Raw genomic sequence first — 24,257 nt, forward strand, 5'->3', positions numbered from 1 at the left:
GCCGTCACCTTGATCGGACTGGGCCTCACAGGCCAGATCGACGCTGAGCGTCCGGTGTTCGGTGTTTCTCCGAACAACGAACGGGCACCCTCGGAGCGATGCGGCGACAGCTGCCTATCAGCCGGAAGCACGAGAAGAGGACCGTGCTTCCGGTCAGGTCACACCGGCCCGCGCGGCCGATGTGCGCGCCCTGAGGCGGCCGCGATCGTGGTGAATCACCATTCCACCGCCACCACGGAGCACATCATGACGATCCCCGCGGTCAACGCGATGCCGCACGGCCGGCACCCCACCACCCGACGCGAGGTGCGCGCCCTGCCGGAACCCCGGGCCGTGCGCCGGACTGTGCGGACCGTCCAGTGAGCGCGCCGCCGATCACCTCGTCCCCCGGCGCGTCGGCCGGACCGGTCGCGGCGGGCGTCTCGACGGGCCTCGCCGCCCCCATCGCCCGCATCGAGCGCTCGCTCGCCCCCGACATCGCCCGGGGCGCGATGCTCCTGTTCATCGCGCTCGCCAACGTGCCGCTCTACCTCTGGAACCGGCCGCTGGACGCGTACGGCCACATCGCCGACGGCACCGTCGTCGACCGCGCCCTGCACGTGGCCGAGCAGCTGCTCGTCGCCGACCGCGCCCGGCCGATGTTCGCGATCCTGTACGGCTTCGGGATCGCGGTCATGGCCGACAACCTGGCACGCCGGGGCGTGGCTCCCGCGGGCGCTCGCCGCGTCCTCGCCCGCCGCAGCCTCGCCCTCATCTGCCTCGGCGTCTTGCACGCGCTGCTGCTGTTCTTCGGCGACATCCTCAGTGCCTACGGCGCGACCGGACTCGTCGCGCTCGCCGTGGTCCACCGTTCTGACCGGGTGCTGCGCCGGTGGCTCTGGGTCACCGGCACCTACGTGCTCCTGGTGCAGGCCCCGGTGCTCGCCCTGCTCACCTCCGGGGTCATCCCGTTCCCCGCCCCACCGCCTGGTGAGCCGCTCTACGGCAACACCTACCTGGAGCACCTGGTCATGGGCGTCACGAGCGCCGCGGTCCAGATCGGCATGGCAGCCCTGCTCCTGACGTTCGTGCCGCTCGTCGTCGCCGGCATGCTCGTGCACCGCCTGGGCTGGTTGTCCCGACCCGCCGAGCACCTCCCCCGCCTGCGCCGGACGCTGGCGATCGCGATGACGGTCAACGTCCTCAGCGCGACGCCCGTCGCGCTGATCGCGCTGGGCGCGTGGCACCCTGACGCCCTCGGCCGGGCGGGGGCCGTCTACCTCACGATCGCCGGCGGCATGGTCGGCGGGCTCGGCTACGTGTGCGGCTTCGCCCTGCTGGCGCACCGGTGGGCTGCGCGGGGTCGACGAGGCTTCCCCGGAGCCCTCGCGGCGCTCGGAGAGCGGTCGCTGAGCGGGTACCTCGCGCAGTCGTTCCTCATGGCGCCGCTGCTCGCTGCCTGGGGCCTCGGCCTCGGTGAGGGGCTGGGCTACGCCGGGGCGTACGCGGTGGCGACGGCGGCTTGGGGTGTGACCCTGCTCGGGGCGGTGGCTCTGGACCGGGCAGGGCGGCGGGGGCCGTTCGACGCGCTCCTGCGACGCGTCACGTACGGGCGGGGGCGCCAGTAGGCAGTCGACGCGTCGGCATGCGCACGTGGTTGCTGTTGTTGCAGATAGACCTACCATGGGACGCATGGCGACACACGCGCTCTCCACGACTCTCGACCCTGCGGATCCCGCCGTCCGTTCCGATGCCAGGAACCTGGCGGATCGGCTCGTGAGCGACACCCCGGTCGAGGCCGCCGTGCGCGCGATGCTCGACGACGTGGCACACGGCGCCCGGGTCGTGGTGCTGCGCGCCGAGGACGAGGTCACTCCAGCCAAGGCGGCAGAGATCCTCGGCGTGACGCGGCAGTTCGTCGACCGTCTGTGCGAGGGCGGCGTGCTCCCCTTCCGCCGCCTGCCGGGCAGTCGCCACCGCCGCATCCGGGTGCAGGACGTCGTGGACGTCGCCGCCGAGCGCGAACAGCGCCGGGCCGGCGCTGACGCGATCCGCGCAGCTCTCGAGGCGTAGGTAGGTGGCCCGGCTGCCACGGGTCTTCATCGACACGAGCGAGCTGTTCCCGTTCACGATCATGGACGTCCTTCTCACGCCGGCCGAAGACATCCTGTTCACCTGGGTGTGGACCGACGAGGTCCTCACCCAATGGGAGGACGTCATCGTCCGCGAGGCCCGGCACACCGGGCTCATCGAGGAGGTCGTAGGCCGGCGGTGCTGACGGGTCTTCCGCGTGCGGCGGCAGCGAGGCATGCGGCCTAGCGTCACCGCACGCTGCTGGGTTTCGCCCGGGTGCTCCCTTGCCCGAGGCGATCTTTGCTGGTGAGCTCCGAGCGTGGAGAAAACGGCGCGTCTCGCATGATGCCCACCGCGGACGACGTCCAGTTCCGCCTGGACGAGTACGACGAGTTAGGCGAGGGCGAGCACCTGCGACGACATCCTCCGAGAGCACCCGGGCACGTCATCATCGCCCGCGGCCGCAGGTACGACGCAGGCAGCATCGAAGCCGCACTGAGCGGCGCCCAACAGAGTCTTCTGTCGGCGCGACCGAGCACGAGGCTCCCGCTCCTCGAGGCCGCGGGCTTCACGGTGCTGACCCTCGCCGGGTGGACTCTCGAGGATGAGCGCCGCTGGCGCGCCAGCGTCTGGCAGGAGCTGCAGAAGACCAGCGGCGTGGTGTCCACGCGCTGGCTCAAGGAGAGGAACGTCCGCACAGGTGGTCGCGGCATCTCGATGGACAAGAGCAGGACGTCCGCGCTCACGCCGACCGGTCTAGCCGTCAGCGTCCGATCGACGGGCAAGCATTACTCGGATATCAGCGACGAGCACGCCATGGTCTACAGCTACCCGCGGACCCAGCGACCTGGTCGTGACCGGTCGGAGATCGAGGCGGTCGCCGCTCTCATCGGTGCGGAACTGCCGCTGTTTGTGATTGAGAGTGCCGGGGCGAATCGACGCGTTCGGCTGGGATGGGTGACGGCTGCGGACGACGCGGCGCAGAGCTTTCTCTTCGAGTTCACGGAATTGGCGCCGCCTCGCCTGCAGGTCGAACTAGACCCTGACCGACCATTCCAGACCGACCGTTCGCGTAGCCGCCGTGACACAGTGGCGTCCCGCTGGGAACGTGACCCGCACTTCGCGTTTCGCGTACTGCATCGCTACAGCGGGCGATGCGCCATCACTGGCGTCCCGGTGAAGCAGGTCCTCGATGCGGCCCATGTCATGCCGGTCGCGAAGGGCGGACCAGACGATGATCGCAACGGCCTGCTACTGACCGCGACGCTGCACCGTGCCTTCGACGCGGGGCTGTGGGCCCTGCACCCCTCGAAGCTCAGGATGGAGTTCGGAACCGGCACCAGCGCCGCGGATCTCCGCCTGACGTCAGTTCACCTGCGCGCGGATGTCCCGCCTCCGCACGAGGAAGCCCTCGAGTGGCGCTACGAGTGGTTCTGTCGGCAGAACAAGATGCAGTCAAGCGACACGCAGCCGTAGCCCGGAGACATGGGCACCGCTCACAGCCAAGGCGCTTGGCCAGATCGGAGCTCAGGTCACGGACCGTGGCACGACTCGGGGAGGCGTCCGTCTTCACCTGCCACCCGTCGGATCGACGGCTACGGCGCGACTAGCATCCCTGAGAGCGCCCGCGTCGTCAGTCGGCCAGCGGGGGCCACTGATGCATGGCGAAGGGGCACGATGTCGCAGCCGCAGGGCTTTCAGGACAAGGTCGCGTTCATCTGGAAGGTCGCCGACAAGCTGCGCGGCAGCTTCAAGCAGCACGAGTACGGATCGATCATGCTGCCGCTCCTCGTCCTGCGACGCCTCGACGCCGTCCTCGAGCCCACCAAGCAGCAGGTCTTGCGCCACGCCGCGAGCTTCGGCGACAAGAAGCTCGGCCCGGGTGAGGACCTCATCCTCCAGGGCATCGCGGGCGCGGCGTTCTACAACACCTCGCCGCTGACGTTCCGCACGATCCTGGCCGACGACAAGAACGTTGCCGACAACCTCCACGCCTACGTGTCCGGCTTGTCGCCCGCCGCGTACGAGGTCATCGAGCGGTACGACTTCGCAGGCAAGGTCGCCCGCATGGAGGCCGCCGGGATCCTCTACGGCGTGCTGTCGGACTTCGCCGACCTGCGCATCGGCCCGGACGCCGTGTCGAACGAGGCGATGGGACACATCTTCGAGGAGCTGCTGCGCAAATTCTCCGAAATGAGCAACGAGACCGCCGGCGAGCACTACACGCCGCGCGAGGTCATCCGGCTCGTCGTGGACCTGCTCCTGTCGGGGCAGTCGGCCGAGGCGATCGAAGGCGTGACGATGCCCGTGCGGACGGTGTACGACCCCGCCGCCGGGACCGGCGGCATGCTCACGGCCGCCATGGATCGAATCCGTGCGCTCAACGACACCGCGCGGGTGCAGGTCTACGGGCAAGAGCTCAACCCCGAGACGTGGGCGATCGCCCGTTCCGACCTGCTGATCCAGGACGTCGGCGCGGACAACATGGCGTTCGGCAACTCGCTGACGCAGGACGCCTACCCGAACGTAAAGTTCGACTACATGCTCGCCAACCCGCCGTACGGCGTGGACTGGAAGAGCTATGCCAAGCCGATCCAGGACGAGGCCGCCGCTCTGGGCTTCGCCGGGAGGTTCGGCGCGGGCCTGCCCCGCGTCTCGGACGGGTCGTTCCTCTTCCTGCAGCACATGCTGTCGAAGATGAAGTCCGGCTCCCGGGTCGGCATCGTGCTGTCCGGCTCGCCGCTGTTCTCCGGCGCGGCGGGCTCCGGGGAGTCGGAGATCCGACGGTGGATCATCGAGAACGACTGGCTCGAGGGCATCGTCGCCCTGCCGGACCAGATGTTCTACAACACCGGCATCTCGACGTACGTGTGGATCCTCACCAACGCCAAGCCCGCGCACCGTGCTGGCAAGGTCGCGCTCGTCGACGGCCGCGCGATGTTCACGAAGATGCGCAAGTCGCTCGGCGACAAGCGCAAGTTCCTCTCCGAGGAGTCGATCGACGAGCTCGTCCGCCTCTACGACGAGCTGCCCGAGGACTCCCGGGTCAAGGTGCTGCCGAACGAGACATTCGGGTTCCAACGCATCACCGTCGAGCGGCCGATGCGTCGCCGCTGGGAGGTCACCGACGAGGTCCTCTCCCTCCTGCCCGACGACGCGCGCGACGCCATGGGGGCGCACGCCGGGACGTCGGCCGCGACCGAGAAGGAGTTCGCAGGGTGGCTCACGGGACTTGAACCCGCGACCCCTGCACTCGACGGCAAGATGCTCCGCGCGGTGCTCAAGGCCGCGGCGGTATACGACGAGGACGCGCCGCCCATCCTCAAGAAGGGAGAGCCGGAACCCGACCCCGACCTGCGCGACTTCGAGAACATCCCGCTGCCGGCCGGGTACATCACCATGAGGGACGAGCAGCGGGCGAAGGCGCTCTACGAGGCGGCCGAGACGCACCTGCAGGAGGCGATCCACCCCTACGTTCCGGACGCGTGGATCGACCACAGCAAGACGAAGATCGGTTACGAGATCCCCTTCACACGGCAATTCTACGTGTACACGCCGCCGCGACCCGTCGAGGAGATCGGCGGCGAGATTCGTGCGCTCGAGACCCAAATCCAGGACTGGATGAGGGGCCTGGGTCTGTGAGACTAATGGCGTCCCAGGCCGCCGAGATCCGCCTCGGCAGACAGCGGGCACCCCAGTACGAAGCGGGAGATCATCTCGTCCCGTACCTGAGATCCGCCAACATCGCGGACGGAACCGTCTACGCGGACGACGTGAAGTCGATGAACTTCTCACCGGCGGAGCAGGCGATCTTCAGCCTGTGCGACGGCGACGTCCTCGTGACGGAGGGTAGTGGGAGTCGCGACGCCGTTGGAGCCTCGGCGGTCTGGCAGTCCCAGGTGCGGGGTGTTGTGTGCTTCCAGAACACGCTGCTTCGGATGCGCCCGCGGCCCAGCATCGCCGACGGACGATTCATCGCATGGTGGGCACGCCACGCTCACGCGTCCGGTCAGATGGCTGCTGTGGCCAACGGTGCCAACATCCTGCATCTCGGCTCCGACGGACTGCGTCGTCTGCAGATTGATGTGCCGCCCATCGATGAGCAGCGGCGGATCGCGGACTTCCTCGACGACCAGGTCTCCCGAATCGACCGTGTGATTGAAGCGAGGCGCAGGCAACTGCATCTCGTTCGGGAGTCTCGGCGCTCAGAACTCGAGGCATTGCTTGGAGCGGCAGGCGAGGGCAGGACTCTTGCGACGCTCACCGATCCAGCGCGGCCGATCCAATACGGGATCGTGCTGCCTGGCCCCGACTTTCCAGGTGGAGTTCCCATCATCAAGGGTGGAGACATCGGTGCGCAGAGGCTACATCCGGAACTCTTGCGACGTACGGCCCCGGAGATCGACCGTGCCTACTCGCGCAGTCGAGTTCGTGAAGGCGACGTCGTCATAGCGATCCGCGGGAGCGTCGGCGAGGTTGCCACTGTCCCGGACACTCTCGCGGGAGCAAACCTGACACAGGACTCAGCACGGATCGCCCCTCAGGGGGTATGTGGCACCTGGCTTCTTCACGTACTCCAGACGCCAACCGTGCAGGCCCGCATCGCTCGGATGATCGTTGGTGCGACGGTCAAGGGCATCAATATCGCCGACCTACGAAGGGTCATAGTTCCTACGCCAAATCTCGATGAACAAGCCCAACTCGCGAAGGCGGCTCAGTCAATCGACGCGAGAGGGTTGTCAGCGGCGACTTCTCTTGAGAGTTCGGCGGGTCTTCTCAATGAGTACAAGCAGGCGCTCATCACTGCCGCGGTCACCGGTCATTTCGACGTCCCGACAGCCTCGGGCAGGAGCCTCCCCGCATGAGCGTCCACACCGAGCAGGCGTTCGAGTCGAGCATCGAGAACCACCTGCTGGATAACGGCTGGGCGAAGGTCCCCCCTCTCGGCTACGACCGCGACCTCGGCCTGTTCCCCGACGAGCTCCTCACCTTCATCGAGCAGTCCCAGCCCAAGGCGTGGAAGCAGCTCGTCACCCGACTCGGCGGCGACGGCATCGCCCGCTCGAAGGTCGTTCAGCACGTCGCCGCACAGATCGACCACCGCGGCACCATCAGCGTCCTGCGCGACGCGATCAAGCTCAACGGCGTCACCTTCCACACCTGCTTCTTCAAGCCGGCCAACACCCTCACCGAGGCACTTACTACCCGGTACGAGGCGAACCGCACCGCGATCGTCCGGCAGCTCCACCACAGCGAGTCGACGACGGCGGACTCCCTCGACGTCGTCCTCGTTGTCAACGGCATCCCCACGGCGACCGCCGAGCTGAAGAACACGCTCACCCAGCAGGGCGTGCAGCACGCGATGCAGCAGTACCGCACCGACCGCAATCCGGCCGATCTGATCTTCCGTGCGCGGGCGTTCGTGCACTTCGCCGTCGACCCGCACCGCGCCTACATGACGACGAGGCTGGAGCGGGACAAGACGCGCTTCCTACCGTTCAACCAGGGCACGGGTGGCCCCGGCGAGCAGGGCGGCGACGGCAACCCCACCAACCCGGAGGGCTACGACAGCGCGTACCTGTGGGAGCAGGTCTGGCAGCGGGACGCGTGGCTCGACATTATCGGGTCGTTCGTCCACGCCGAGGACGGCAAGATCCTCTTCCCGCGCTACCACCAGTGGCACGCGGTCCGCTCGATCATCGACGCGACCCTGCGCGACGGCGCCGGCACCAACCGGCTCATCCAGCACTCGGCCGGCTCGGGTAAGTCGAACACCATCGCCTGGACCGCTCACGCGCTCTCGCGTCTGCACGCCGAGTCCAACCAGCCGATCTTCGACAAGGTCGTAGTCATCACCGACCGTGTGGTCCTCGACCGTCAGCTGCAGGACACGGTGGCAGGGCTCGAGCACACGCCGGGCACGATCGTGCGGATCGACAAGCACTCTGATCAGCTCAAGGAGGCGCTGCAGGGTCACGCTGCCCGCGTCATCATCACGACGCTGCAGAAGTTCCCTGTCGTGGCCGCGATGGCCGCAGACGTCGTCGGCAAGTCGTTCGCGTTGCTTGTCGACGAGGCGCACTCGTCGACGTCGGGCGAGTCGATCAAGCAGCTGCAGGCTGTGCTATCCGCCGGCGAGATCGCGGAGCTGGAAGCGGAGGAGGCCGACGAGGACGAGGGCGTCGACCTGGGCACCGACGTGATTGCGCACTCCGCGGCTGCGCGCCGTGCGAGCAAGAACCTCACGTACGTCGCGTTCACGGCGACGCCGAAGCCGAAGACGCTCAACCTCTTCGGCCAGCGTGTTCCGGGCCAGGACGGCAAGGACATGTTCGTGCCGTTCCACCTGTACTCGATGCGGCAGGCGATCGAGGAGCGGTTCATCCTCGACGTGCTCGCCAACTACTCGACGTACTCCACCTACTTCAAGCTCGCCACAACTGCCCCGGACGACCCCGAGGTGCCGGTCGACAAGGCACGTGCCGAGCTCGCACGGTTCGTGTCGCTGCACCCGACGAACCTGCGCGCCAAGGCGGAGATCGTCGTCGAGCACTTCCGCGCCAAGACCCGAGGCAAGGTGAACGGCCAGGCCAAAGCCATGGTCGTCACCCGCTCGCGGCTGCACGCGGTGCGCTACAAGCAGGAGATCGACCGGTACATCAAGGAGAAGGGCTACGACACGGGTCCGCGCCCTCTTCGGGCTCTCGTCGCCTTCTCCGGGACGCTCGCCGACCCGGACGTCCCTGAGGTCGCCTACACCGAGCCGATGATGAACGGCTTTGGAGAGGCCGAGCTGCCGACTAGGTTCGGCGGCAAGGACTACCACCTGCTGGTCGTCGCCGAGAAGTACCAGACCGGCTTCGACCAGCCGCTGCTGCACACGATGTACGTCGACAAGAAGCTCGCCGGGGTCAGGGCCGTGCAGACGCTCTCCCGGCTCAACCGTACGCACGCCGGCAAGGACGACACGTTCGTCCTCGACTTCGCCAACAGCGTCGAGGAGATCCAGGACGCGTTCGCACCGTTCTTCGAGTCCTCCACCGCCTTCGCGGCGGAGCCGAACGACATCTACAACCTGCAGCACACCCTCATGGCCGCTCACGTCCTCGACGTCGACGAGATGGAGCTCGCCGTCGAGGCCCTCCTGTCCGGTCAGCAGTCCAAGCAGCAGGTTGTCTACGCCCAGCTCGGCAAGACCGTCGGTCGCTTCCTGGAGCTCGACGGAGACGACCAGGATGCCTTCCGTGACGCCCTGACCGCGTACCTCCGCGCGTACGCATTCCTCGCGCAGATCATGACGTGGACGGACCGCGAGCTCGAGCGGCTCTACCTGTTCGGCAAGGCGCTGATGACTCAGCTCCCCCGTTCCGAGTCCGACCCCATGCCACTCGTGTCCGACCAGGTGCAGCTCACGCACCTCCGCACGGCACTGACAGCCGAGGAGGAGAACGCGGCGCTCGCCGAGGGCTCCGACGACCCTGGCGAGGTGCTGCCCGGGGGCGGGATGGGCGGCCAGGATCCGATCCTCGACAAGCTCTCCGAGCTTGTCGAGCAGCTCAACGACAAGTTCGGCGTCGGCACCACGGACGCCGACAAGGTGTGGTTCAACCAGCAGCGCCTGGAGGTCCTGGCCGACGACGAGCTGCGCGTGGTCGCGCTGAACAACGACCGCGACCACTTCGATCTTGTCCTGCGCGACAAGCTCCCGCACCACGTCGCCGCCCGCCACGGTGAGAACGCCAAGATGTTCGACCTGTTCTTCAACAAGCCGGGCTTTCAGAAGATGGTGATCGAGTACCTCGGCGGCGTGTACGAGGAGTTCCGCGAGACGTCCGCCTGATCCCTCCCGGGCTCGAACGCGAGGTATCAGGCGATGCCCTGCACTCTGACGCCTCCTGCCGGACGCACACCGCCGTGCGAGCAGTTCGGTCTCTCCGACGCATCCCACGACCGATGTCTGACCCTCGAGGTTCGATCGTGACATGACCTCCTGCCAGCCGCTCCGGGCCATGCCATGACAGGCCATTTGAACGGACCCCTGCTCGCCGCCATACGCACCCTCCTCGACCACATCGGACTGCGCGCCGCGCACCAGAGGTCACCATGACCCGGCGTCGTAGTCGCGGTCCGAACGACCCCACCCATCAGGTCCGGGACGCGCGTCGGCGCTTCCGGATCTCGATCGCATACACGGTCGCTCTCGCGGCAGGCCTCACAGCGGGAATCGCCGTCCTCATCTCGACGGTCCCCTCCCGGAACGTAGACACGTCGTGGTCTTCCGCACTCCCGCGCTTGGGGCTGAACGAGGCCGTCACGCTCATCACTGTGTTCCTCGTGGTCTACGGCCTCGGAGTCGTACGGGGTCCGGCGCACATCCGAATGAACGACATCGGTGACACCGCCACCTCGATGACCGACCAGCAGCTCCGCGAGATCGCCGTCGTCGCAGGGTGGGGCGGCACGACGGTCGCCCTCTGGGCGGCGGTGGACGCGCTCGCGGGATGGGAGGCAGAAGGTCTCACCGCGGGCGATTCCGTCGGGCGGCTCTTAGCAGCGGTGATGGCAGGCTCGTTGATGGCGTCGCTCGCTGCGCTCGTGCCCGCCCGGTACCCGCCGCGCATCCAAGCCTTAGTGGACACGGGTAAGCGCATGAACGAAGTGGAGATCCTCCACCAGCTGCGCGAATGGGATCTCGCGGACGAGGAGATCGCTGAGGTGCGTTGGAGCTCCCGGTCTAGGACCACCAAGCTTGTACTTCCCGTCGTAGGGCAGACGCTTGCGGTGTGCGCGATCGTCATCGGACTCCTCGCCGCGCGACATCCCGCCGCGGCGCCGAACATCATTGCTCTGGGGCTCCTTTCGTTCGCCTTTGCCGTGATCGGTGCGGTCACCCTGATGGCCCCGTTCGCGTTTTTCCGCGCGGTCCCACGGGCACCTATCCTCGGCACGTTCTCAGTCCTCTACCTTCTCCTCAACGTCCTGCTCTCCGTCGCGTACATCGCCGTTCAGTGGGGTCGACCGGTGTCGCTGACGCTCTGGTGCACCCCGATCGTCGTCGTCGGGCTGCGCCTCGGGCTCAGCCTCCTCGTCCGTCGATCGGCGCCCTATGTCGCCCATGGCGGCTGGTCGGTTCTCGACCGCCGCTGGTGGGTGGCCGCGTTCCTCGAGACCTCGCAGCCTGCGCGCGTCGCGGCTGCTGGGCACGACGCCGACGATCAGCCGGTCCGCGGCTACATGTGACCCACGGTCCGCGTGAAGCGTCTTGCTCACTGCGACGGCGTGCGGCCATGCCGTCCTCGTCTCCCACCCTGACGCCCTTACGCGCCGCCGACTGCTGACTGCTGACTGCTGACTGCTGACGAACCTCGTGTCATTGACCACTGCTCGAGCGCGGAAGGGCCGAGCGCGACGGCAACCCTGCCAGCCAGAGATAGATGCTGAGCCCGGTTATCTATCCCTATACCCTGATCGATGCATAAGATCGCGTCGTGCACACCGCTGCAGACACACATCGACCAGCCCCCAGGGACGGCCGGTGGCCTCCGCTCACCTGGGAGGAGCGACCGTGGCGCTCCACCCTGCCGCCAGACCTGCTCTCCCAGTCCGCGCGCGACGTCGTCCGACAGCCGTACCGGGCAGCGGTGACACCCGTCGTCGCCGACCTCGACGTCCGTCTGCCGCGTGCGGCAGCTGCCGCCGCCGAGGACGCGTCTGCGGTGATCCGCGACTTCGACGCCGACGCGGCCGGTGACGTCGCACCGTTCGCCGCCATCCTGCTGCGGTCCGAGTCCGCGTCCAGCTCCCAGATCGAGAACCTGACGTCCGGCGCGAAGCAGATCGCCCTCGCGGAGATCGGCGAGGAGTCCCGCCGCAACGCCGCGCAGATCGTCGGGAACGTGCGGGCGATGCAGGCGGCGATCGCACTGTCGCGGACGATCGACGGTGAGGCGATCCTGGCGATGCACCGGGCGCTGCTCGAGGACGCCGAGCCGCAGACGGCCGGCCGCTGGCGCACCGACCAGGTGTGGATCGGCGGCACGGGCTACTCGCCTCACGGTGCCGCGTTCGTCGCCCCGCACCCCGACCGCGTCCCCGCAGCGGTCGACGACCTGGTGGCCTTCGCCGAGCGCGACGACATCCCCCCGCTCGTGCACGCCGCCCTCACGCACGCGCAGTTCGAGACCATCCACCCCTTCCCCGACGGCAACGGCCGCACCGGGCGCGCCCTGATCCACGCCCTCCTGCGGCGTCGCGGCCTGACGAGGTCCGTCACCGTCCCCGTCTCCGCCGGCCTGCTCGTCGACACGTCCGCCTACTTCGACGCACTCACCGCCTACCGGCAGGGCGAGCCGGCGGCGATCGTCCTCGAGCTCGCTCGCGCGACCCACGACGCCGTGGCGAACGGCCGCGTCCTCCTGGCGGACCTGCGAGCGGCGCGTGACGAGTGGCGGACGAGGATCAGAGCGAGATCGGACTCGTCCGCGTGGCCCCTGGTCGAGCTCGTGCTCCGTCAGCCGGTCCTCAACACCGCGACCGTCCAGCACGAGCTCGGCATCTCCCACACCAACGCGATGCGGGCGATCGAGCGGCTCGTGACGGCAGGCGCACTGGCGGAGGTCGGCGGGCGCCGCCGGTCGGTGCTGTGGCAGTCGACGCAGGTGCTCACCGCCCTGGACGGGTTCGCGGCCCGGGCGGGGCGGCGGGGGCTGGGGCAGCCATGAGCTCGCTGCCCTCACGACGGCGGCGCGCACCTCGCACCTCGTCACCCGGCAAGTTTCTCCGGAGTATTGCGCGTCACCCTTGTAGTGCAGGGCAGTCCAAAACTAGCGAGGAACCTCCCACGCCCACGCGTCCCGCATCCGGACCAGCGCCGCCTCCCCACCGACCTCCTCGACGTACCCGAGCGGCCCGACCACCACCAGCAGCCCCCGCGCCCGCGACAGCCCCGTCTAGGGCATCGTCCGCGCTCGCGCGACGTTTTCGCGGACTGCACCTGACCACCGGGTCGATCTCGTGCCGTCCCGCGCCTGACCCCTGCCACCACGTCCCGTAGGCGCGCGTGACGTGCCCGCCCTTGACCTCGACGGCCGCAACCCCCAGCCCCGGCCGGACGACGAGCAGGTCGACCTCCCGCTCCGTCGCTCCGTCCTGCAACGCGGTGCCCGCCAGCAGGACCGCGTCGTCGGGGAGGTGGTCGCGCAGGCCTCCCACACGCGCTGCTCGGCGCCGTCGTCGTCGGGGAAGGCGGCGTGCTCGGGGTACGTGCGCGGCACGGGGGTGGCCTCGTCGGTGAGCGGTCCCCCTCGCATCGACAGGTCGGGCGGGGGAATGAACCTCGGGGTGAGGTGCGGGGCATTCGCCGACGACGGTGCGGGCGGTTGTCCACAGATCGGGCCGCCCATCACCGCGCGATGCTGTGAACCGGTACTTTCCCGACATGCCCACACGTGGATCGCGACGACGCTCACTCGCTGTGCCGGCAGTGATGCTGGCGCTGGGGATGGCGTTGGCGGGGTGCACGGACGGCGGGAACGCCAGTCCGACGACGACGCCGACGGCCACTGCTTCGCCAACACCGAGCCCGACGCCGTCGCCGACACCGGAGGCACCGGCGCTTCCGGAGCGGCCGACGGCGATGGCGACGCCGAGCGCCGATGGTGCCACCGCGGCAGCCGAGTACTTCCTGGGCGACCTCTACCCGTACACGTACGAGAGCACGAACCTCACCGCATGGGACGAGCTATCCGCGGACACATGCGAGTTCTGCATATCGGTTCGGGATGACGTCGCGGAAATCGCCCGCACGGGCGCGAAGTCTCAGCAGGGCGAAGTCACGATCGATCAGTCGTTCGGAACCGAGGTGTCACCCCGAGAGTTCTACCGCGTCGAACTCCGCTTCACCCAGGGAGCATCCGTCCGCACAGACCGCAATGGCGCGATCCTCGCCGAGAGCGAAAGGTCAGTGGTTGACGCGCTTGTCGTCATGACATGGGCGGAAGGCTGGCAGATCGATGCAGTGGATGTCTCGGCGGTCGCAGGATGATGCCTCGAGCGCTCGTAGCGGTCGCGCTCGGCGTGCTGATCGCCGGCGCGGCGCCCCCGTCGGAGGGATTCATCCGACAGTCCGGTCTGTCCGGCCAGGCGGCCCATCTTGACGCCGCTCGCGGAGAAGACGAGCGACGTGATCATGAGAACCTCCGAGGGACACCGGCCTATGAGCTCAAGCAGTACCGCCGTGCACCACGCTGCAACGTCGCCGGGCCGGTTGCCACGACACCGCTGAACGGCCCGTGCCCCCCGGCCGACGGCGCTGTCGGAGTGAACAACTGTGGCGAGGACGCCCCCCTCGACCCGCTGTGGATGCGCGAACGCGCCCAACACACCGACGCCTGGCCCGAGGGCAACTGGCGACTCGTCGACAACGGCGGCTGCGCCGCCGACATCCTCCCGGTCATGACCGAGGAAGACTTCCGCCGCCTGCCCCTGCCGGCACCGGTTCTGACGATGCAGCCCGACCGCGGCTGGGTCCTGATCAACATCGAGACCATCGTCTACACCGACCCCACCCCCGTCACCCTGCGCACCGACCTGCTCGGAATCGGGGTCACCGTCGAGGCCACCCCCACCCGCTGGACCTACGACTTCGGCGACGGCCACGACCTGGTCACCCGCAACCCCGGCCAACCCCACCCCGACCACGACGTCTTCCACGAGTACGAGGCCCCGGGCACCACCACCATCACCCTGACCGCCGAATGGACCGGCCGCTACCAAATCGACGGCTCCCCCGCCTGGCGCGACATCAACGGCACCGCGATCACCACGGCCGCCACCGACCCCTTCACCATCGAAGAACGCACCAGCCGCCTCGTCTCCGGCCTGTGCACCGACCGGCCCAAGCCCCCCGACTGCTGACGACCGACGACATCACGGGTGCGCGGCGTCAGTTGCTCGGAATGCGGATCGCGGAGCGCACCAGCGCGACGCCGGCGACGATGCCCATCACCACGACGGCGAGCACCGAGACCGCCAGGGACACCGTCGGGTTGACGAGTGCGAGCACGAGCGCGGCCAGGCCGAGGGCAACGACGACCGCCCCCGCGCGACGCTGTCCGCGACGCGCGGCCATGAGGGCCCGGTCGAGCGCGGGACGCTCGTCCAGCCGCAAGCACGCGCCTGCGCGGCGTCCGGCACAGGCGTTTGGGCAGGCCGTTGCCGATCAGCGTGACGACCAGAGCGACGGCCACCGCCAGGACCAACAGCAAGCCCGTTACGCCCGGGCAGGACATCCGCAGGCCGATTCCGACTTCGTGCGCGCGCCTCCACATACAGAGGGCATGCGGCTTCCCCTCGCTACACCCGGCCGTCTTGCTTGCTGGCATGTCAAGCCTGACCACCGTGAGGATGCCTCGCGCTCTGCGCGACCGGCTTGCGATACGCGCCCGCGCCAACGACACCACGCTCGCCGGCACACTGGAGCAGCTACTGGACGCGACGGAGGAGCAAGAATTCTGGGCCGCGGTTCGCGTCAGCAACGCTCGGGTCGAGCACGTCCCCGGGGCCCCGGATGCGCTGCGCGACGGACTCGACAACGCGGACGACGACGCCCTCGGCGCGAACGGCTGGTGAGGCGCGCGACATTCTGCCGTGCGCGCACTACTCAAGCGCCTGTTCGGCAGAACAGGCTGCTCACATCTACTGCATCGCCATGCCGGTGTCCGTCGTGACCCACACCTCGACGCTCGATCGAGCGTCACGCGCCAGCTCGCTGGCTCCACCGGCCAGCGCCTGGTCCAGCACCGTCAGCACCAGCGACACGTTGCCCAGGGCGTCCTGAACGCGCCCTGAGCCCAGCACCTGCGCTGTCGCGACGCACTCGGCCCCCACCACAGTGGTCGATTCCGACGTCATCAACACGAAATCCTCGACAGCGGACCGGTCGACCTTTAGATCAGACATCGCCGACTCCTCCTTGCCACCATCACGGCGCGTCCGACGGGCTCTGCTCAGGCACGAGAACGTCGTCGCTGTCGAGCGCCAACAGATCCTCCAGGCGGGGCGCCGGATCGAACAGTGCCCGCGCGATCGTGACACCTCCACAGGACTCGTCGGTCACCTCATCTCCCGAGGGCAGAGTGAACGCCTCCTGCGGACTCCCGACCCCGACGATGCGCCGATGGTCGTCGTCTCCCAGTTCGAGCTCGTAGACGTACGCCTGCGGCCAACGTGCGGACTCTTCCTCAGCCGACTCTGGCGCCACGGCAAGCGGACCCACGCAGCCGACGACCTTGGCACTGCGCCCACCCGCGTTGACGTCGACAGCCAGAGGAGCGAACGGCTGCGGCCCGAGCACGACTTGCGCCGTGCCGTCTTCCAGCCATCCACGGGCGAGCTGCCCGAACCACCCCAGGTAGTACGAGCTCCACGTGCTGGTCATCGAGCTGTCCGAGTAGTTCGCACTGTTGGCAGCTGCGGCATACGCCAGCTCACCGGCGCGCACGGCTCGGACCCATGGGTCGGCTTCGATCTCCCCGCTGGGTGGCCCGGTGTCCCACACGATGTCCGGCGTCGGCACGGGCCGCGGGCCGCGGTCGGTGCACCCGCCGACCAGCAGCACGACGACGAGCGGCAAGGTCACGTTTCGCTGAGGGCGCTGGCTCCCCCGGACCCGGTGCTCCGCCGGTGACATCACCCTTGCTCCCTCACATGGTCCATAGCGTTCGCTCGCATCGCGTCAACCGTCAGGTTGTACCGGTGGACGTACTCGCGGGCAATGCGGTGGGCATCCGTCGACGAGGTATCCCCCGCGTGGACGCCCTCCTTGTCCCACGAACCGGCTTGCCTGAAGTCGTGGATCGACTGCTCGAAGAAGTCATCGAGAGACTCGACGCCCGCAGGGATGTTTGACCGCGTGGCCGACTCAGGCAGGGGCTGGTTGGTGAGCGCCGCCTCGGTCAACTGATGCAGCTGGTTCAAGGCCTGGTCCACACCGATCGAGGCCATCGGCCGCACCGGCGAGAGAGCGACCCCGGCGTCGATTGCGTTCCGGGCAGCATCCAGGCGAGCCCGCGTCTCGGCGTCGCGCTCGAAGCGCTGAACCTCGGCCGCGGACACGGTGGCTCCATCGACAGCACCCCAGACGGTCGCCAGGCGATCAAGCACGGTTCCAGGCGAAGCCCTTCCGGCGTGCGCGGCTTCGAGTGCCTGTTCCTGGAAGGAGAGAACCGAGTCGCTGATGATCTCCCGGCCTGCCGACTCACTCACAGCGCTCCGAAGAACTGGGCCCACCCAATCATGCTGGAGGACCGCCGTCGCCACGTCGCCATCGAGATAGGGCACGTCGACCTCCTCCCAGAGCGTCTTGGCCACGACGCCGCTCGGGACGCTGCTGGCGATCCCGACTTCGACGATCCCCGGGAACTGCGCACTGATCGCGCGCGCAAGGTTCTCCGCACCGGCCGGCGAGACATGCCCTGGCCCGAGGGTGGGGTTCTGACTGAGTGCCTGGAAGACGAGGGTGTTGATAGCCGCAACCTGCTTGGCTTCGGCGCTCACGTCAGCGCACGGGCTTTGCACGTCGACCCAGAGCGCACCGAGCGCCGAGAACCCGTCGGAGGCGCTCACCGACCAGTCCCTTTCCCCGAACCAGTGCCCGACTCGTGTGGTGCCGAACATGACACCCAACGTCGAACGCTGCTGATCGCCGCCCGTCAGCCAGTCTCGCGCTGCCTGCGGGTACGTCCCGAGCGTCGCCAGCACGTGCACCGCCGGATCGTGGACGGGGACGCCGGTGGTGATGTTCCCGTGGCTCGCCAACCCGTCACCGAGCGAGCCTGGCCCTTCCCGCCAGGCCCCGCCGAGCTCTCGTTCGACAGCGTCGAGCTGGTCAGCCATCGCGACGGTGAAGGACTCGCCCATGCGGGCACCGGACGGGTCCGCGAACAGGTACCCGATCACGCTGAGGGCGCCCCTCGTCGACTTCGCCACGCTGACCATCTCGACGGCGAAGGCTTGCGCGGCGGCCGTCGTCCACGCCTTCGACGCGGTCGCGAGGCCCGATCGCACGGCGGCGGCCGAGTCGACGACGGCAAAGTTGCGCTGGCCTGCGCCTACCAGTCGCGCGTGCCCGAGGGCCACCAGCAAACGCGCGACGCCGGCTCCACCCACGGCTGCGAACACTGTGGACATCGCCTCGGCGTCGTCGTTCCACGCCTCGAGAAAGCCGGTCAGCAGGGCTGCCGCTGCCGCGTCGTGTGGGTCGTCCGCCACCGTCTCGACGGCATCGACGAACCATCCCGCCAACACCCGCCGCTGCTCCGCGGTCACCGTGCCCGCCCCGGCCGCCGCCAACGCCTGCACAAGCGGCACGTCGACCACCGCGTCCACACCGGTCCCCGGCGCGTAAGCGGCCATCACGTCTACCCCCACCAGCCGCGTCGCAGTGTCCCGGTCCAGGTCCTCCCGCTCATCGCAGCACACCGTGAACGCCCGCAACCCGGACGTAGCCTGCCCGACCGCGTCCCGCCACACCCGCAGCTCAGCGGCAGCCTCCGGCACGGCCGCATGCGTCGGTGCGTCCATCCAGGACCACGGCACCACCGCCACACCACCAGCCAACGCAGCCGCCGCGTACCGCTCGCGGGCGGCCACCGCCCGGATCCGCGCCGTAGCGACCTCGTGCCGGGCGACCATCACCCGCCGCTCCAACGCCCGCAACGCCGCCGCATACCCCGCCAGCACCTGCGCCACCTGCCGGCACCCACCCGCAGCGTCGTCCATCCCCGACGCCACCCGCACCGACCGCTCCCCTAGAGCCGACGCCCAGCTCCCGACCGACGCCCCGACCAGCGCGTCCCCGGCAGCCCGCACGCTCACAGCACGCGAGGTGAACCTCTCGGCGCGCGCCACGTACCCGGCCACGAGCCCGTCGACAGCCCCGACGTCACCCGCCTCCGGCAGGCGCTCCAGCACCCCGAGATCCACACGCACCCCCTGCGACAACCGGACGAACAGGGCACACCGTACCGACCAGCACCGCCCGCCCGCTGGCGTCGTCCACAGGCCCGTCCAGGCCCCGACGCCAGCTCCCGGCGTCCTCCAGCCCGCGTCCCCACGCCCGCCATGAGAACGGACCTGCGCACACGAGCACGTGCAGGTACGTGCAGACCCACACCACCTCCGCCGACCTCGCGCGGTCGACTACACCCCTCGACGATCGGCCCGCGTCACGCCGGCGCGAGCACCGCGATCCCGTACGCGGACGCGGCCACTGCGAGCCGGTCGTCGTACGTCACCAGCCCCTCGAGGTCGTCGCCCAGCTCGAGCGCCGCCGCGACGTGGATCGCGTCGAGGGACCGCAGCGTGGTGGGCTCCAGGCGCCCGGCGACCTCGAACACGCGCGACGTGACGGACAGCAGCACCAGTGCGTCGAGCACGCGGTGGGCCTGCACGGCCGCGTGCGGCGCGGCGCGGCGGACGGCACGCATCAGCTCGGTCCGGACCAGGTCGCACGCGACCGGTGTCGAACCGTGCGACCGCCACCATGTGCGCAGCGCGGCCGTCTCCGACTCCTCGACGACCAGCTTCACGAGCGCGGAGGTGTCCAGGTAGTGCGCCACCGTCAGCGCTCGTCGTCGCGCAGGTCGGCAAGCGTCTCGGAGAGCGACGGTTCACCGGGCTCCGGAGCCAGCGGGGTGGGCGCGTCTGCGAGGTCGGTGCGGGCGGGGCGAGCGGCACCGCTCTGGAGCAGGCGCGCCAGAGGCGACGTCGGCAGGGGCGACAGCTGCGCCGTCGGGCGGCCGCGATCTGTCACCGTCAACGTCTCCCCCGCGGCCACGCGGGCGACCACGGCGGAGGCGTTCTGCTTGAGCTCCCGGATCCCGATCATCGTCATGTGCTACATGGTAGCTCTTGCGTCTTCGCCCGCACCTCGCGGACACCGCTCTCGTAGGGCTGAGCGGCAGGGTGGACCGTGATCGGCGTCATGCCGCAGGACGCTAAGGGCGGCCGGGCACCCTTTCGTCCGGTTCGCCCACATCTGTGGATAACCCTGTGCTTGACGTCGAACCTTCCCCAGCTTCAACCCTGGGGAAAACACCCGACACGCGCCCGGCCCCCACCACCCGGTGCGCCAGCAGCGTCGCCCCGGCCACCGCCGCCGGCATCGTCGCGACCGCCCCACCCGGCACCAGGAAGCACAGCTGCGTCGCAGCCCCGAACCCGATGGCCTCGCGTCGGTGCGCCCGCAGCAGCCGGTTCCGCTCCGCCCGCGTCAGCCCCCGCGACACCAGCGCGCGCGAGGTGAGCTCGTGCGCCAGCACCCACCCGGTCAGCGTCAGCCCGGCCAGCCACCCGAGCACCGTCCCGACCAGCGGCACCAGCCCGAGCCCTCCGGCGACGACGGCGACGAGCAGGCCGCGCGTCAGCAGCGCGAACCCGTCGACGGCCCCGCGCCAGAATCCCGTGTCCCCGGCGGGCACCGTCCCGGTCTCGGTGACCTCGACCGCCTTCCAGATCCGGTCGTAGAACGGCTCGCCGACCGTCAGGGTCAGCGCCGTGAACGTCACGACGACGAGCACGACGGCGGCCGCCAGCACCACCGCCTGCGCGGCGAGCAGGGCGGCACGCTCCCAGACCGGCGTCCAGTCGTCGGCGAACGGCGTCAGCCACTCCGCGATCGGGCCGAGGTTGAGCACGAGCACCCCGATGACCACGACCATCCCGAGGCCCACGATCGCCGCCGGCACCAGCCCGAGCGCCATCGCCCGCGGTCGCAGCCGCCAGTACCCCCACCCGCGCAGCAGCAGCCGCGCACCATCCAGGACCTCACGCATGAGGCCGCAGCGTAGGCCCCGCAGCGCTCACCCGCGCGTCGCGTCCCCGTCCGACGCCCCGCCCGACGCACCCTCGTCCGCCCCGTCCGCCCCGGCGTCCGCCACCACACCCCGCCGCCCCGACACCCCCCGCGTCACCAGGTACAGCACCACCCCCACCGCCATCAGCACCCCGGCGAGCGCCCAGTGCTGCCCCTCCTGCCGCGTCAGCAGCACCAGGCACGACGCCACGGCGAGCACGGGCAGGAAGGTCGGCGCACGGAAGTGGTCGTGCTCGACGCGGTCGCGGCGCAGCACCAGGACGGCGATGTTCGTCGACAAGAACACGAAGAGCAGCAGCAGCACGACGGTCGACGCGAGGTCGACGAGCTCCCCGGTGACGGCCAGGACGATCGCGACGAGCGTCGTCACGACGATGGCCACGCCGGGCGTCCGGCGCTTCGGCAGCACCCGTCCCAGCGCTGAGGGCAGCAGCCCGCGCTGCGCCATGCCGTACGCGAGGCGGCTGGCCATGATCATCGTCAGCAGCGCACCGTTGGCCACGGCGATGAGCGCGATGACGGCGAACAGCCCTGGCGGCACGACCCCGGCGACGCGGACGACCTCGAGCAGCGGTCCGGAGGACTCCGCCAGCTGGTCCGGCGCGACGACGGCCGGCGCGACGAACCCGAGCAGCAGGTACACGACGCCGGCGGTGAGCAGCGCCCCGAACAGCGCCTTCGGGTAGACGCGGGTGACGTCGGTGATCTCCTCGGCGAGGTTCGCGGACGTCTCGAAGCCGACGAACGAGTAGAACGCGATGAGCGCGGACCCCAGCACGGCGACCCACACACCGGTCTCGGCGGGCGGCTCGAACGCCCCGCCCAGGTCGGCGTCGCCGCGCCCGATCACCCAGGCGCCCAGCACGATGACGGCGACGAGCCCGGTGGTCTCGATGATCGTCATGACGACGTTGGCGCGCAGCGACTCCTTGATGCCCCACGCGTTGAGCAGCGCGACGAGGACGAGGAAGACGACGGCGGCGGGCACCTGCGGGACGTCGAGGAACGCCGCCAGGTACTCACCGGTGAACGCCAGCGACAGCCCGGCGACGCTGACGACGCCCGCGGACAGCATGCAGAACCCGACGAGGAACGCGACGAGCGGGCTGCGGTACGCCTTCTCGGCGTACACCGCGGAGCCCCCGGCCTGCGGGTACTTGGTGACCAGCTCGGCGTACGAGAACGCGGTGAGCAGCGCCAGGACGAGCGCGATCCCGAACGCCAGCCACACCAGCCCTCCGGCCTGCCCCGCCATCTCCCCGATCAGCGCGTAGACGCCCGCACCGAGCACGTCCCCGAGGATGAACAGGAACAGCAGCGGCCCGGTGACGGCCCGCCGCAGCGTGGGCTTCCCGCCCGGCGCCGTCCCGGTCCCGGTCGCATCGCCAGCCCCGCCCGTGGTCTCGCTCGTCACGCGCCGATTCTGCGACAGGCCGGTCAGACGTGCGCGGCGAGCGCGTCGTCGTCCGCCGACGCCCCTCGTCGGCGCCTGCCGTCCCACCCACCGGGACGCCCCGCGATCGAGACCGGCCTGGGTCGTCGTCCGGGGCCCTGACAACGAGTCAGCCCGGTCTCGACGACCCCCCGTCCCACCCCCTGGGACGACCCGCACCCGGGGCCGCCGACCCAGCACCGAGGCACCCGAACCGGCTGTTCCGCCCGGAACGCCCCGACCCTAGGGTGACAAGTGCCACCCCGACGGGGGTGCGACGCCGGGGGGTGTGCATGGCGGTCACGGGCGCGACCCTCGGCATCGCCGCCCGCGCGCACGCGCCGGACGCGATCCCCTGCCGGCCCGGCCCGGCGCCGAGCGTCCGGTACGGCTCCACCGGTTCCCGCATCGAGACGACGTCACCCGCGCCGACGCTGGAGGACGCATGAGGACGCACGACCCGGAAGCCCCGGCCGCCGCGCCGGCGAGGATGAGCCTGCCGACCCTCACCGCGATGGTCGTCGGCGGCATGGTCGGCGCGGGGGTGTTCTCTCTGCCCGCCCGCTTCGGCGTCGCGACGGGCGTGCTGGGCGCCCTCATCGCGTGGGCCCTCGCGGGCACCGGCATGCTCATGCTCGCGTTCGTCTTCCAGAACCTCGCGGTGCGCAAGCCGGACCTCGACTCCGGTGTCTTCATCTACGCCAAGGCCGGGTTCGGGGACTACGCGGGCTTCGCGTCCGCGATCGGGTTCTGGGCGTCGGCCGTCGCGGGCAACGCCTTCTACTGGGTGTTCATCACCGCGACCCTGGGCACGTTCGTCGACGCGTTCGGCGACGGGGACACGCTGCCGGCCGTCGCCGTCTCGACCGTCGGGGTGTGGCTGTTCCACTACCTCATCGCGCGCGGCGTGCGGGACGCGGCCGTCATCAACCGCATCGTCACGGTCTTCAAGGTCCTGCCGATCCTCACGTTCGTCGTCGTCCTGCTGTTCGCGTTCGACGCGGGCGTGCTCGCCGACAACGTCTTCGCGTACGACGACCTGGGTGGCCTGACCGAGCAGGTCAAGAACACCATGATCATCACGACGTTCGTCTTCCTCGGCATCGAGGGCGCGAGCGTGTACTCCCGGTACGCCAGGCGCCGCGAGGACGTCGGCCGCGCGACCGTCCTGGGTTTCCTGTCAGTGCTGTCGGTGTTCGCGCTCGTCACGCTGTCGTCGTACGCGGTGCTGCCGCGCGACCAGATCGCCGCGACCCGGCAGCCGTCGATGATCGGGGTGTTCGAGTCCGTCGTCGGGTCGTGGGGCGCGACGTTCATCTCGGTGGCCGTCGTCGTCTCCGTGCTCGGCGCGTACCTGGCGTGGACGCTCATGGCCGCCGAGGTGATGTACCAGCCGGCGCGCAACGAGGACCTGCCCGAGGTGCTGGGCCGCGAGAACGCGGTCGGCACGCCCATCACGGCGCTCGTCGTCACGTCGATCGCCGTGCAGGGGCTGCTGGTCCTCACGCTGTTCGTGCGCGACGCGCTGAACTTCCTGCTCGACCTGTGCACGAGCCTCGCGATCATCCCGCTCTTCCTCGCCGCCGCGTACGCGCTGAAGATCGCCCTGACGGGCGAGGGCTACGAGGGCGTCGACCCGCGCACACGACGACGGCAGGCGATCGGCGCCGGCATCGCGACGGGGTACACGCTCGTGCTGTTCGTCGCAGCCGGGCTGCAGTTCCTGCTGCTGTCGACCGTGATCCTCGCGCCGCTGACCCTGCTGTACGTCAGGGCCCGCCGCGAGCGCGGCAGACGCCTGTTCACCCCGGCGGAGGCGGTGCTGTGCGCGGTCGTCGTCGTCGCGGCCGTCGTCGGGGTCCTCGGCCTGGCGACGGGCCGGATCGCACTGTGACGGCC

22 protein-coding genes are annotated in these 24,257 nt (G+C 69.6%); 14 read left to right on the top strand and 8 right to left on the bottom strand.

The features are described from left to right. Nucleotides 1-359 precede the first annotated feature (359 nt). The 11 genes from OKX07_RS18735 (at nucleotide 360) to OKX07_RS18785 (ending at nucleotide 14,967) form a co-directional block, all read left to right on the top strand. On the top strand, nucleotides 360-1,607 hold the full coding sequence (locus OKX07_RS18735) for a DUF418 domain-containing protein (RefSeq protein WP_265629514.1): 1,248 nt from the start codon (nucleotides 360-362) through the stop codon (nucleotides 1,605-1,607). 55 nt (nucleotides 1,608-1,662) lie between these two features. Then, entirely contained in the window at nucleotides 1,663-2,052 is a 390-nt protein-coding gene (locus OKX07_RS18740) for a helix-turn-helix domain-containing protein (protein WP_265629515.1), read from the top strand. A 4-nt stretch (nucleotides 2,053-2,056) separates the two neighbouring features. Next, nucleotides 2,057-2,257, top strand: coding sequence for a hypothetical protein (locus OKX07_RS18745; protein WP_265629516.1), 201 nt, complete (start codon nucleotides 2,057-2,059; stop codon nucleotides 2,255-2,257). 101 nt (nucleotides 2,258-2,358) lie between these two features. After that, nucleotides 2,359-3,528 carry an HNH endonuclease gene (locus OKX07_RS18750; RefSeq protein WP_265629517.1) on the top strand — a complete coding sequence of 390 codons (1,170 nt, stop codon included), beginning with the start codon at nucleotides 2,359-2,361 and terminating at the stop codon, nucleotides 3,526-3,528. Between the two features lie 201 nt (nucleotides 3,529-3,729). Continuing rightward, nucleotides 3,730-5,694 carry a type I restriction-modification system subunit M gene (locus OKX07_RS18755; protein ID WP_265629518.1) on the top strand — a complete coding sequence of 655 codons (1,965 nt, stop codon included), beginning with the start codon at nucleotides 3,730-3,732 and terminating at the stop codon, nucleotides 5,692-5,694. 140 nt (nucleotides 5,695-5,834) lie between these two features. Further along, on the top strand, nucleotides 5,835-6,917 hold the full coding sequence (locus OKX07_RS18760) for a restriction endonuclease subunit S (protein ID WP_265631960.1): 1,083 nt from the start codon (nucleotides 5,835-5,837) through the stop codon (nucleotides 6,915-6,917). Continuing rightward, nucleotides 6,914-9,892: a type I restriction endonuclease subunit R gene (locus OKX07_RS18765; protein ID WP_265629519.1), complete on the top strand. Its 2,979-nt coding sequence runs from the start codon at nucleotides 6,914-6,916 to the stop codon at nucleotides 9,890-9,892. Before OKX07_RS18760 ends, OKX07_RS18765 begins: the two co-directional genes overlap by 4 nt. Before the next feature lie 485 nt (nucleotides 9,893-10,377). Then, nucleotides 10,378-11,292, top strand: a complete 915-nt coding sequence (locus OKX07_RS18770; protein WP_265629520.1) for a hypothetical protein — start codon at nucleotides 10,378-10,380, stop codon at nucleotides 11,290-11,292. Nucleotides 11,293-11,693: 401 nt separating this feature from the next. Further along, nucleotides 11,694-12,773: a Fic family protein gene (locus tag OKX07_RS18775; RefSeq protein WP_265629521.1), complete on the top strand. Its 1,080-nt coding sequence runs from the start codon at nucleotides 11,694-11,696 to the stop codon at nucleotides 12,771-12,773. A 716-nt stretch (nucleotides 12,774-13,489) separates the two neighbouring features. Beyond that, nucleotides 13,490-14,095, top strand: a complete 606-nt coding sequence (locus OKX07_RS18780) for a DUF6318 family protein (protein WP_265629522.1) — start codon at nucleotides 13,490-13,492, stop codon at nucleotides 14,093-14,095. Continuing rightward, nucleotides 14,092-14,967 (top strand): hypothetical protein, encoded by an 876-nt coding sequence (locus OKX07_RS18785; protein ID WP_265629523.1) that lies wholly within the window; start codon nucleotides 14,092-14,094, stop codon nucleotides 14,965-14,967. Before OKX07_RS18780 ends, OKX07_RS18785 begins: the two co-directional genes overlap by 4 nt. Nucleotides 14,968-14,995: 28 nt before the next feature. Here OKX07_RS18785 and OKX07_RS18790 read toward each other — a convergent pair whose 3' ends face one another. After that, nucleotides 14,996-15,220: a hypothetical protein gene (locus tag OKX07_RS18790; RefSeq protein WP_265629524.1), complete on the bottom strand. Its 225-nt coding sequence runs from the start codon at nucleotides 15,218-15,220 to the stop codon at nucleotides 14,996-14,998. 212 nt (nucleotides 15,221-15,432) lie between these two features. On the opposite strand from OKX07_RS18790, the gene OKX07_RS18795 reads away from it, so the two are divergent. Next, on the top strand, nucleotides 15,433-15,681 hold the full coding sequence (locus tag OKX07_RS18795; protein WP_265629525.1) for a hypothetical protein: 249 nt from the start codon (nucleotides 15,433-15,435) through the stop codon (nucleotides 15,679-15,681). Between the two features lie 66 nt (nucleotides 15,682-15,747). On the opposite strand, the gene OKX07_RS18800 is transcribed toward OKX07_RS18795, so the two are convergent. The 7 genes from OKX07_RS18800 to OKX07_RS18830 all read right to left on the bottom strand — a co-directional run bounded on the left by OKX07_RS18800 (nucleotide 15,748) and on the right by OKX07_RS18830 (nucleotide 22,340). After that, nucleotides 15,748-16,011, bottom strand: coding sequence for an alpha-mannosidase (locus tag OKX07_RS18800; protein ID WP_265629526.1), 264 nt, complete (start codon nucleotides 16,009-16,011; stop codon nucleotides 15,748-15,750). Nucleotides 16,012-16,033: 22 nt separating this feature from the next. Further along, on the bottom strand, nucleotides 16,034-16,690 hold the full coding sequence (locus tag OKX07_RS18805) for a hypothetical protein (protein WP_265629527.1): 657 nt from the start codon (nucleotides 16,688-16,690) through the stop codon (nucleotides 16,034-16,036). A 50-nt stretch (nucleotides 16,691-16,740) separates the two neighbouring features. Beyond that, nucleotides 16,741-19,035, bottom strand: coding sequence for a hypothetical protein (locus OKX07_RS18810; protein WP_265629528.1), 2,295 nt, complete (start codon nucleotides 19,033-19,035; stop codon nucleotides 16,741-16,743). Nucleotides 19,036-19,277: 242 nt separating this feature from the next. Next, entirely contained in the window at nucleotides 19,278-19,670 is a 393-nt protein-coding gene (locus tag OKX07_RS18815; protein ID WP_265629529.1) for a type II toxin-antitoxin system VapC family toxin, read from the bottom strand. Between the two features lie 2 nt (nucleotides 19,671-19,672). Next, a complete protein-coding gene (locus OKX07_RS18820) occupies nucleotides 19,673-19,945 on the bottom strand; it encodes a type II toxin-antitoxin system Phd/YefM family antitoxin (RefSeq protein ID WP_265629530.1) in 273 nt (90 codons plus the stop codon). A 103-nt stretch (nucleotides 19,946-20,048) separates the two neighbouring features. Further along, nucleotides 20,049-20,885, bottom strand: coding sequence for an EI24 domain-containing protein (locus tag OKX07_RS18825; protein ID WP_265629531.1), 837 nt, complete (start codon nucleotides 20,883-20,885; stop codon nucleotides 20,049-20,051). Between the two features lie 27 nt (nucleotides 20,886-20,912). Further along, the gene (locus OKX07_RS18830; RefSeq protein ID WP_416220800.1) at nucleotides 20,913-22,340 is read right to left on the bottom strand and encodes an APC family permease; all 1,428 of its coding nucleotides are present in this window, start codon (nucleotides 22,338-22,340) and stop codon (nucleotides 20,913-20,915) included. A gap of 311 nt (nucleotides 22,341-22,651) precedes the next feature. On the opposite strand from OKX07_RS18830, the gene OKX07_RS18835 reads away from it, so the two are divergent. Both OKX07_RS18835 and OKX07_RS18840 read left to right on the top strand, forming a co-directional pair. Next, complete coding sequence (locus OKX07_RS18835; RefSeq protein WP_265629532.1) at nucleotides 22,652-22,807, top strand: hypothetical protein; 156 nt, start codon at nucleotides 22,652-22,654, stop codon at nucleotides 22,805-22,807. Next, on the top strand, nucleotides 22,804-24,252 hold the full coding sequence (locus OKX07_RS18840) for a basic amino acid/polyamine antiporter (RefSeq protein WP_265629533.1): 1,449 nt from the start codon (nucleotides 22,804-22,806) through the stop codon (nucleotides 24,250-24,252). The genes OKX07_RS18835 and OKX07_RS18840 overlap by 4 nt, the downstream gene beginning before the upstream one ends. The last annotated feature ends 5 nt before the right edge of the window (nucleotides 24,253-24,257 follow it).

The organism is Cellulomonas sp. S1-8 (assembly GCF_026184235.1).
Taxonomy (GTDB): Bacteria; Actinomycetota; Actinomycetes; order Actinomycetales; family Cellulomonadaceae; genus Cellulomonas.

Excerpts from the sequence above, each read along its gene's own strand:
- OKX07_RS18740 (WP_265629515.1), top strand. The coding sequence starts at position 1,663 with ATGGGACGCATGGCGACACACGCGCTCTCCACGACTCTCGACCCTGCG.
- OKX07_RS18755 (WP_265629518.1), top strand. The coding sequence starts at position 3,730 with ATGTCGCAGCCGCAGGGCTTTCAGGACAAGGTCGCGTTCATCTGGAAG.
- OKX07_RS18760 (WP_265631960.1), top strand. The coding sequence starts at position 5,835 with ATGAACTTCTCACCGGCGGAGCAGGCGATCTTCAGCCTGTGCGACGGC.
- OKX07_RS18765 (WP_265629519.1), top strand. The coding sequence starts at position 6,914 with ATGAGCGTCCACACCGAGCAGGCGTTCGAGTCGAGCATCGAGAACCAC.
- OKX07_RS18780 (WP_265629522.1), top strand. The coding sequence starts at position 13,490 with ATGCCCACACGTGGATCGCGACGACGCTCACTCGCTGTGCCGGCAGTG.
- OKX07_RS18785 (WP_265629523.1), top strand. The coding sequence starts at position 14,092 with ATGATGCCTCGAGCGCTCGTAGCGGTCGCGCTCGGCGTGCTGATCGCC.
- OKX07_RS18795 (WP_265629525.1), top strand. The coding sequence starts at position 15,433 with ATGTCAAGCCTGACCACCGTGAGGATGCCTCGCGCTCTGCGCGACCGG.
- OKX07_RS18800 (WP_265629526.1), bottom strand. The coding sequence starts at position 16,011 with ATGTCTGATCTAAAGGTCGACCGGTCCGCTGTCGAGGATTTCGTGTTG.
- OKX07_RS18820 (WP_265629530.1), bottom strand. The coding sequence starts at position 19,945 with ATGACGATGATCGGGATCCGGGAGCTCAAGCAGAACGCCTCCGCCGTG.
- OKX07_RS18825 (WP_265629531.1), bottom strand. The coding sequence starts at position 20,885 with ATGCGTGAGGTCCTGGATGGTGCGCGGCTGCTGCTGCGCGGGTGGGGG.
- OKX07_RS18835 (WP_265629532.1), top strand. The coding sequence starts at position 22,652 with ATGGCGGTCACGGGCGCGACCCTCGGCATCGCCGCCCGCGCGCACGCG.
- OKX07_RS18840 (WP_265629533.1), top strand. The coding sequence starts at position 22,804 with ATGAGGACGCACGACCCGGAAGCCCCGGCCGCCGCGCCGGCGAGGATG.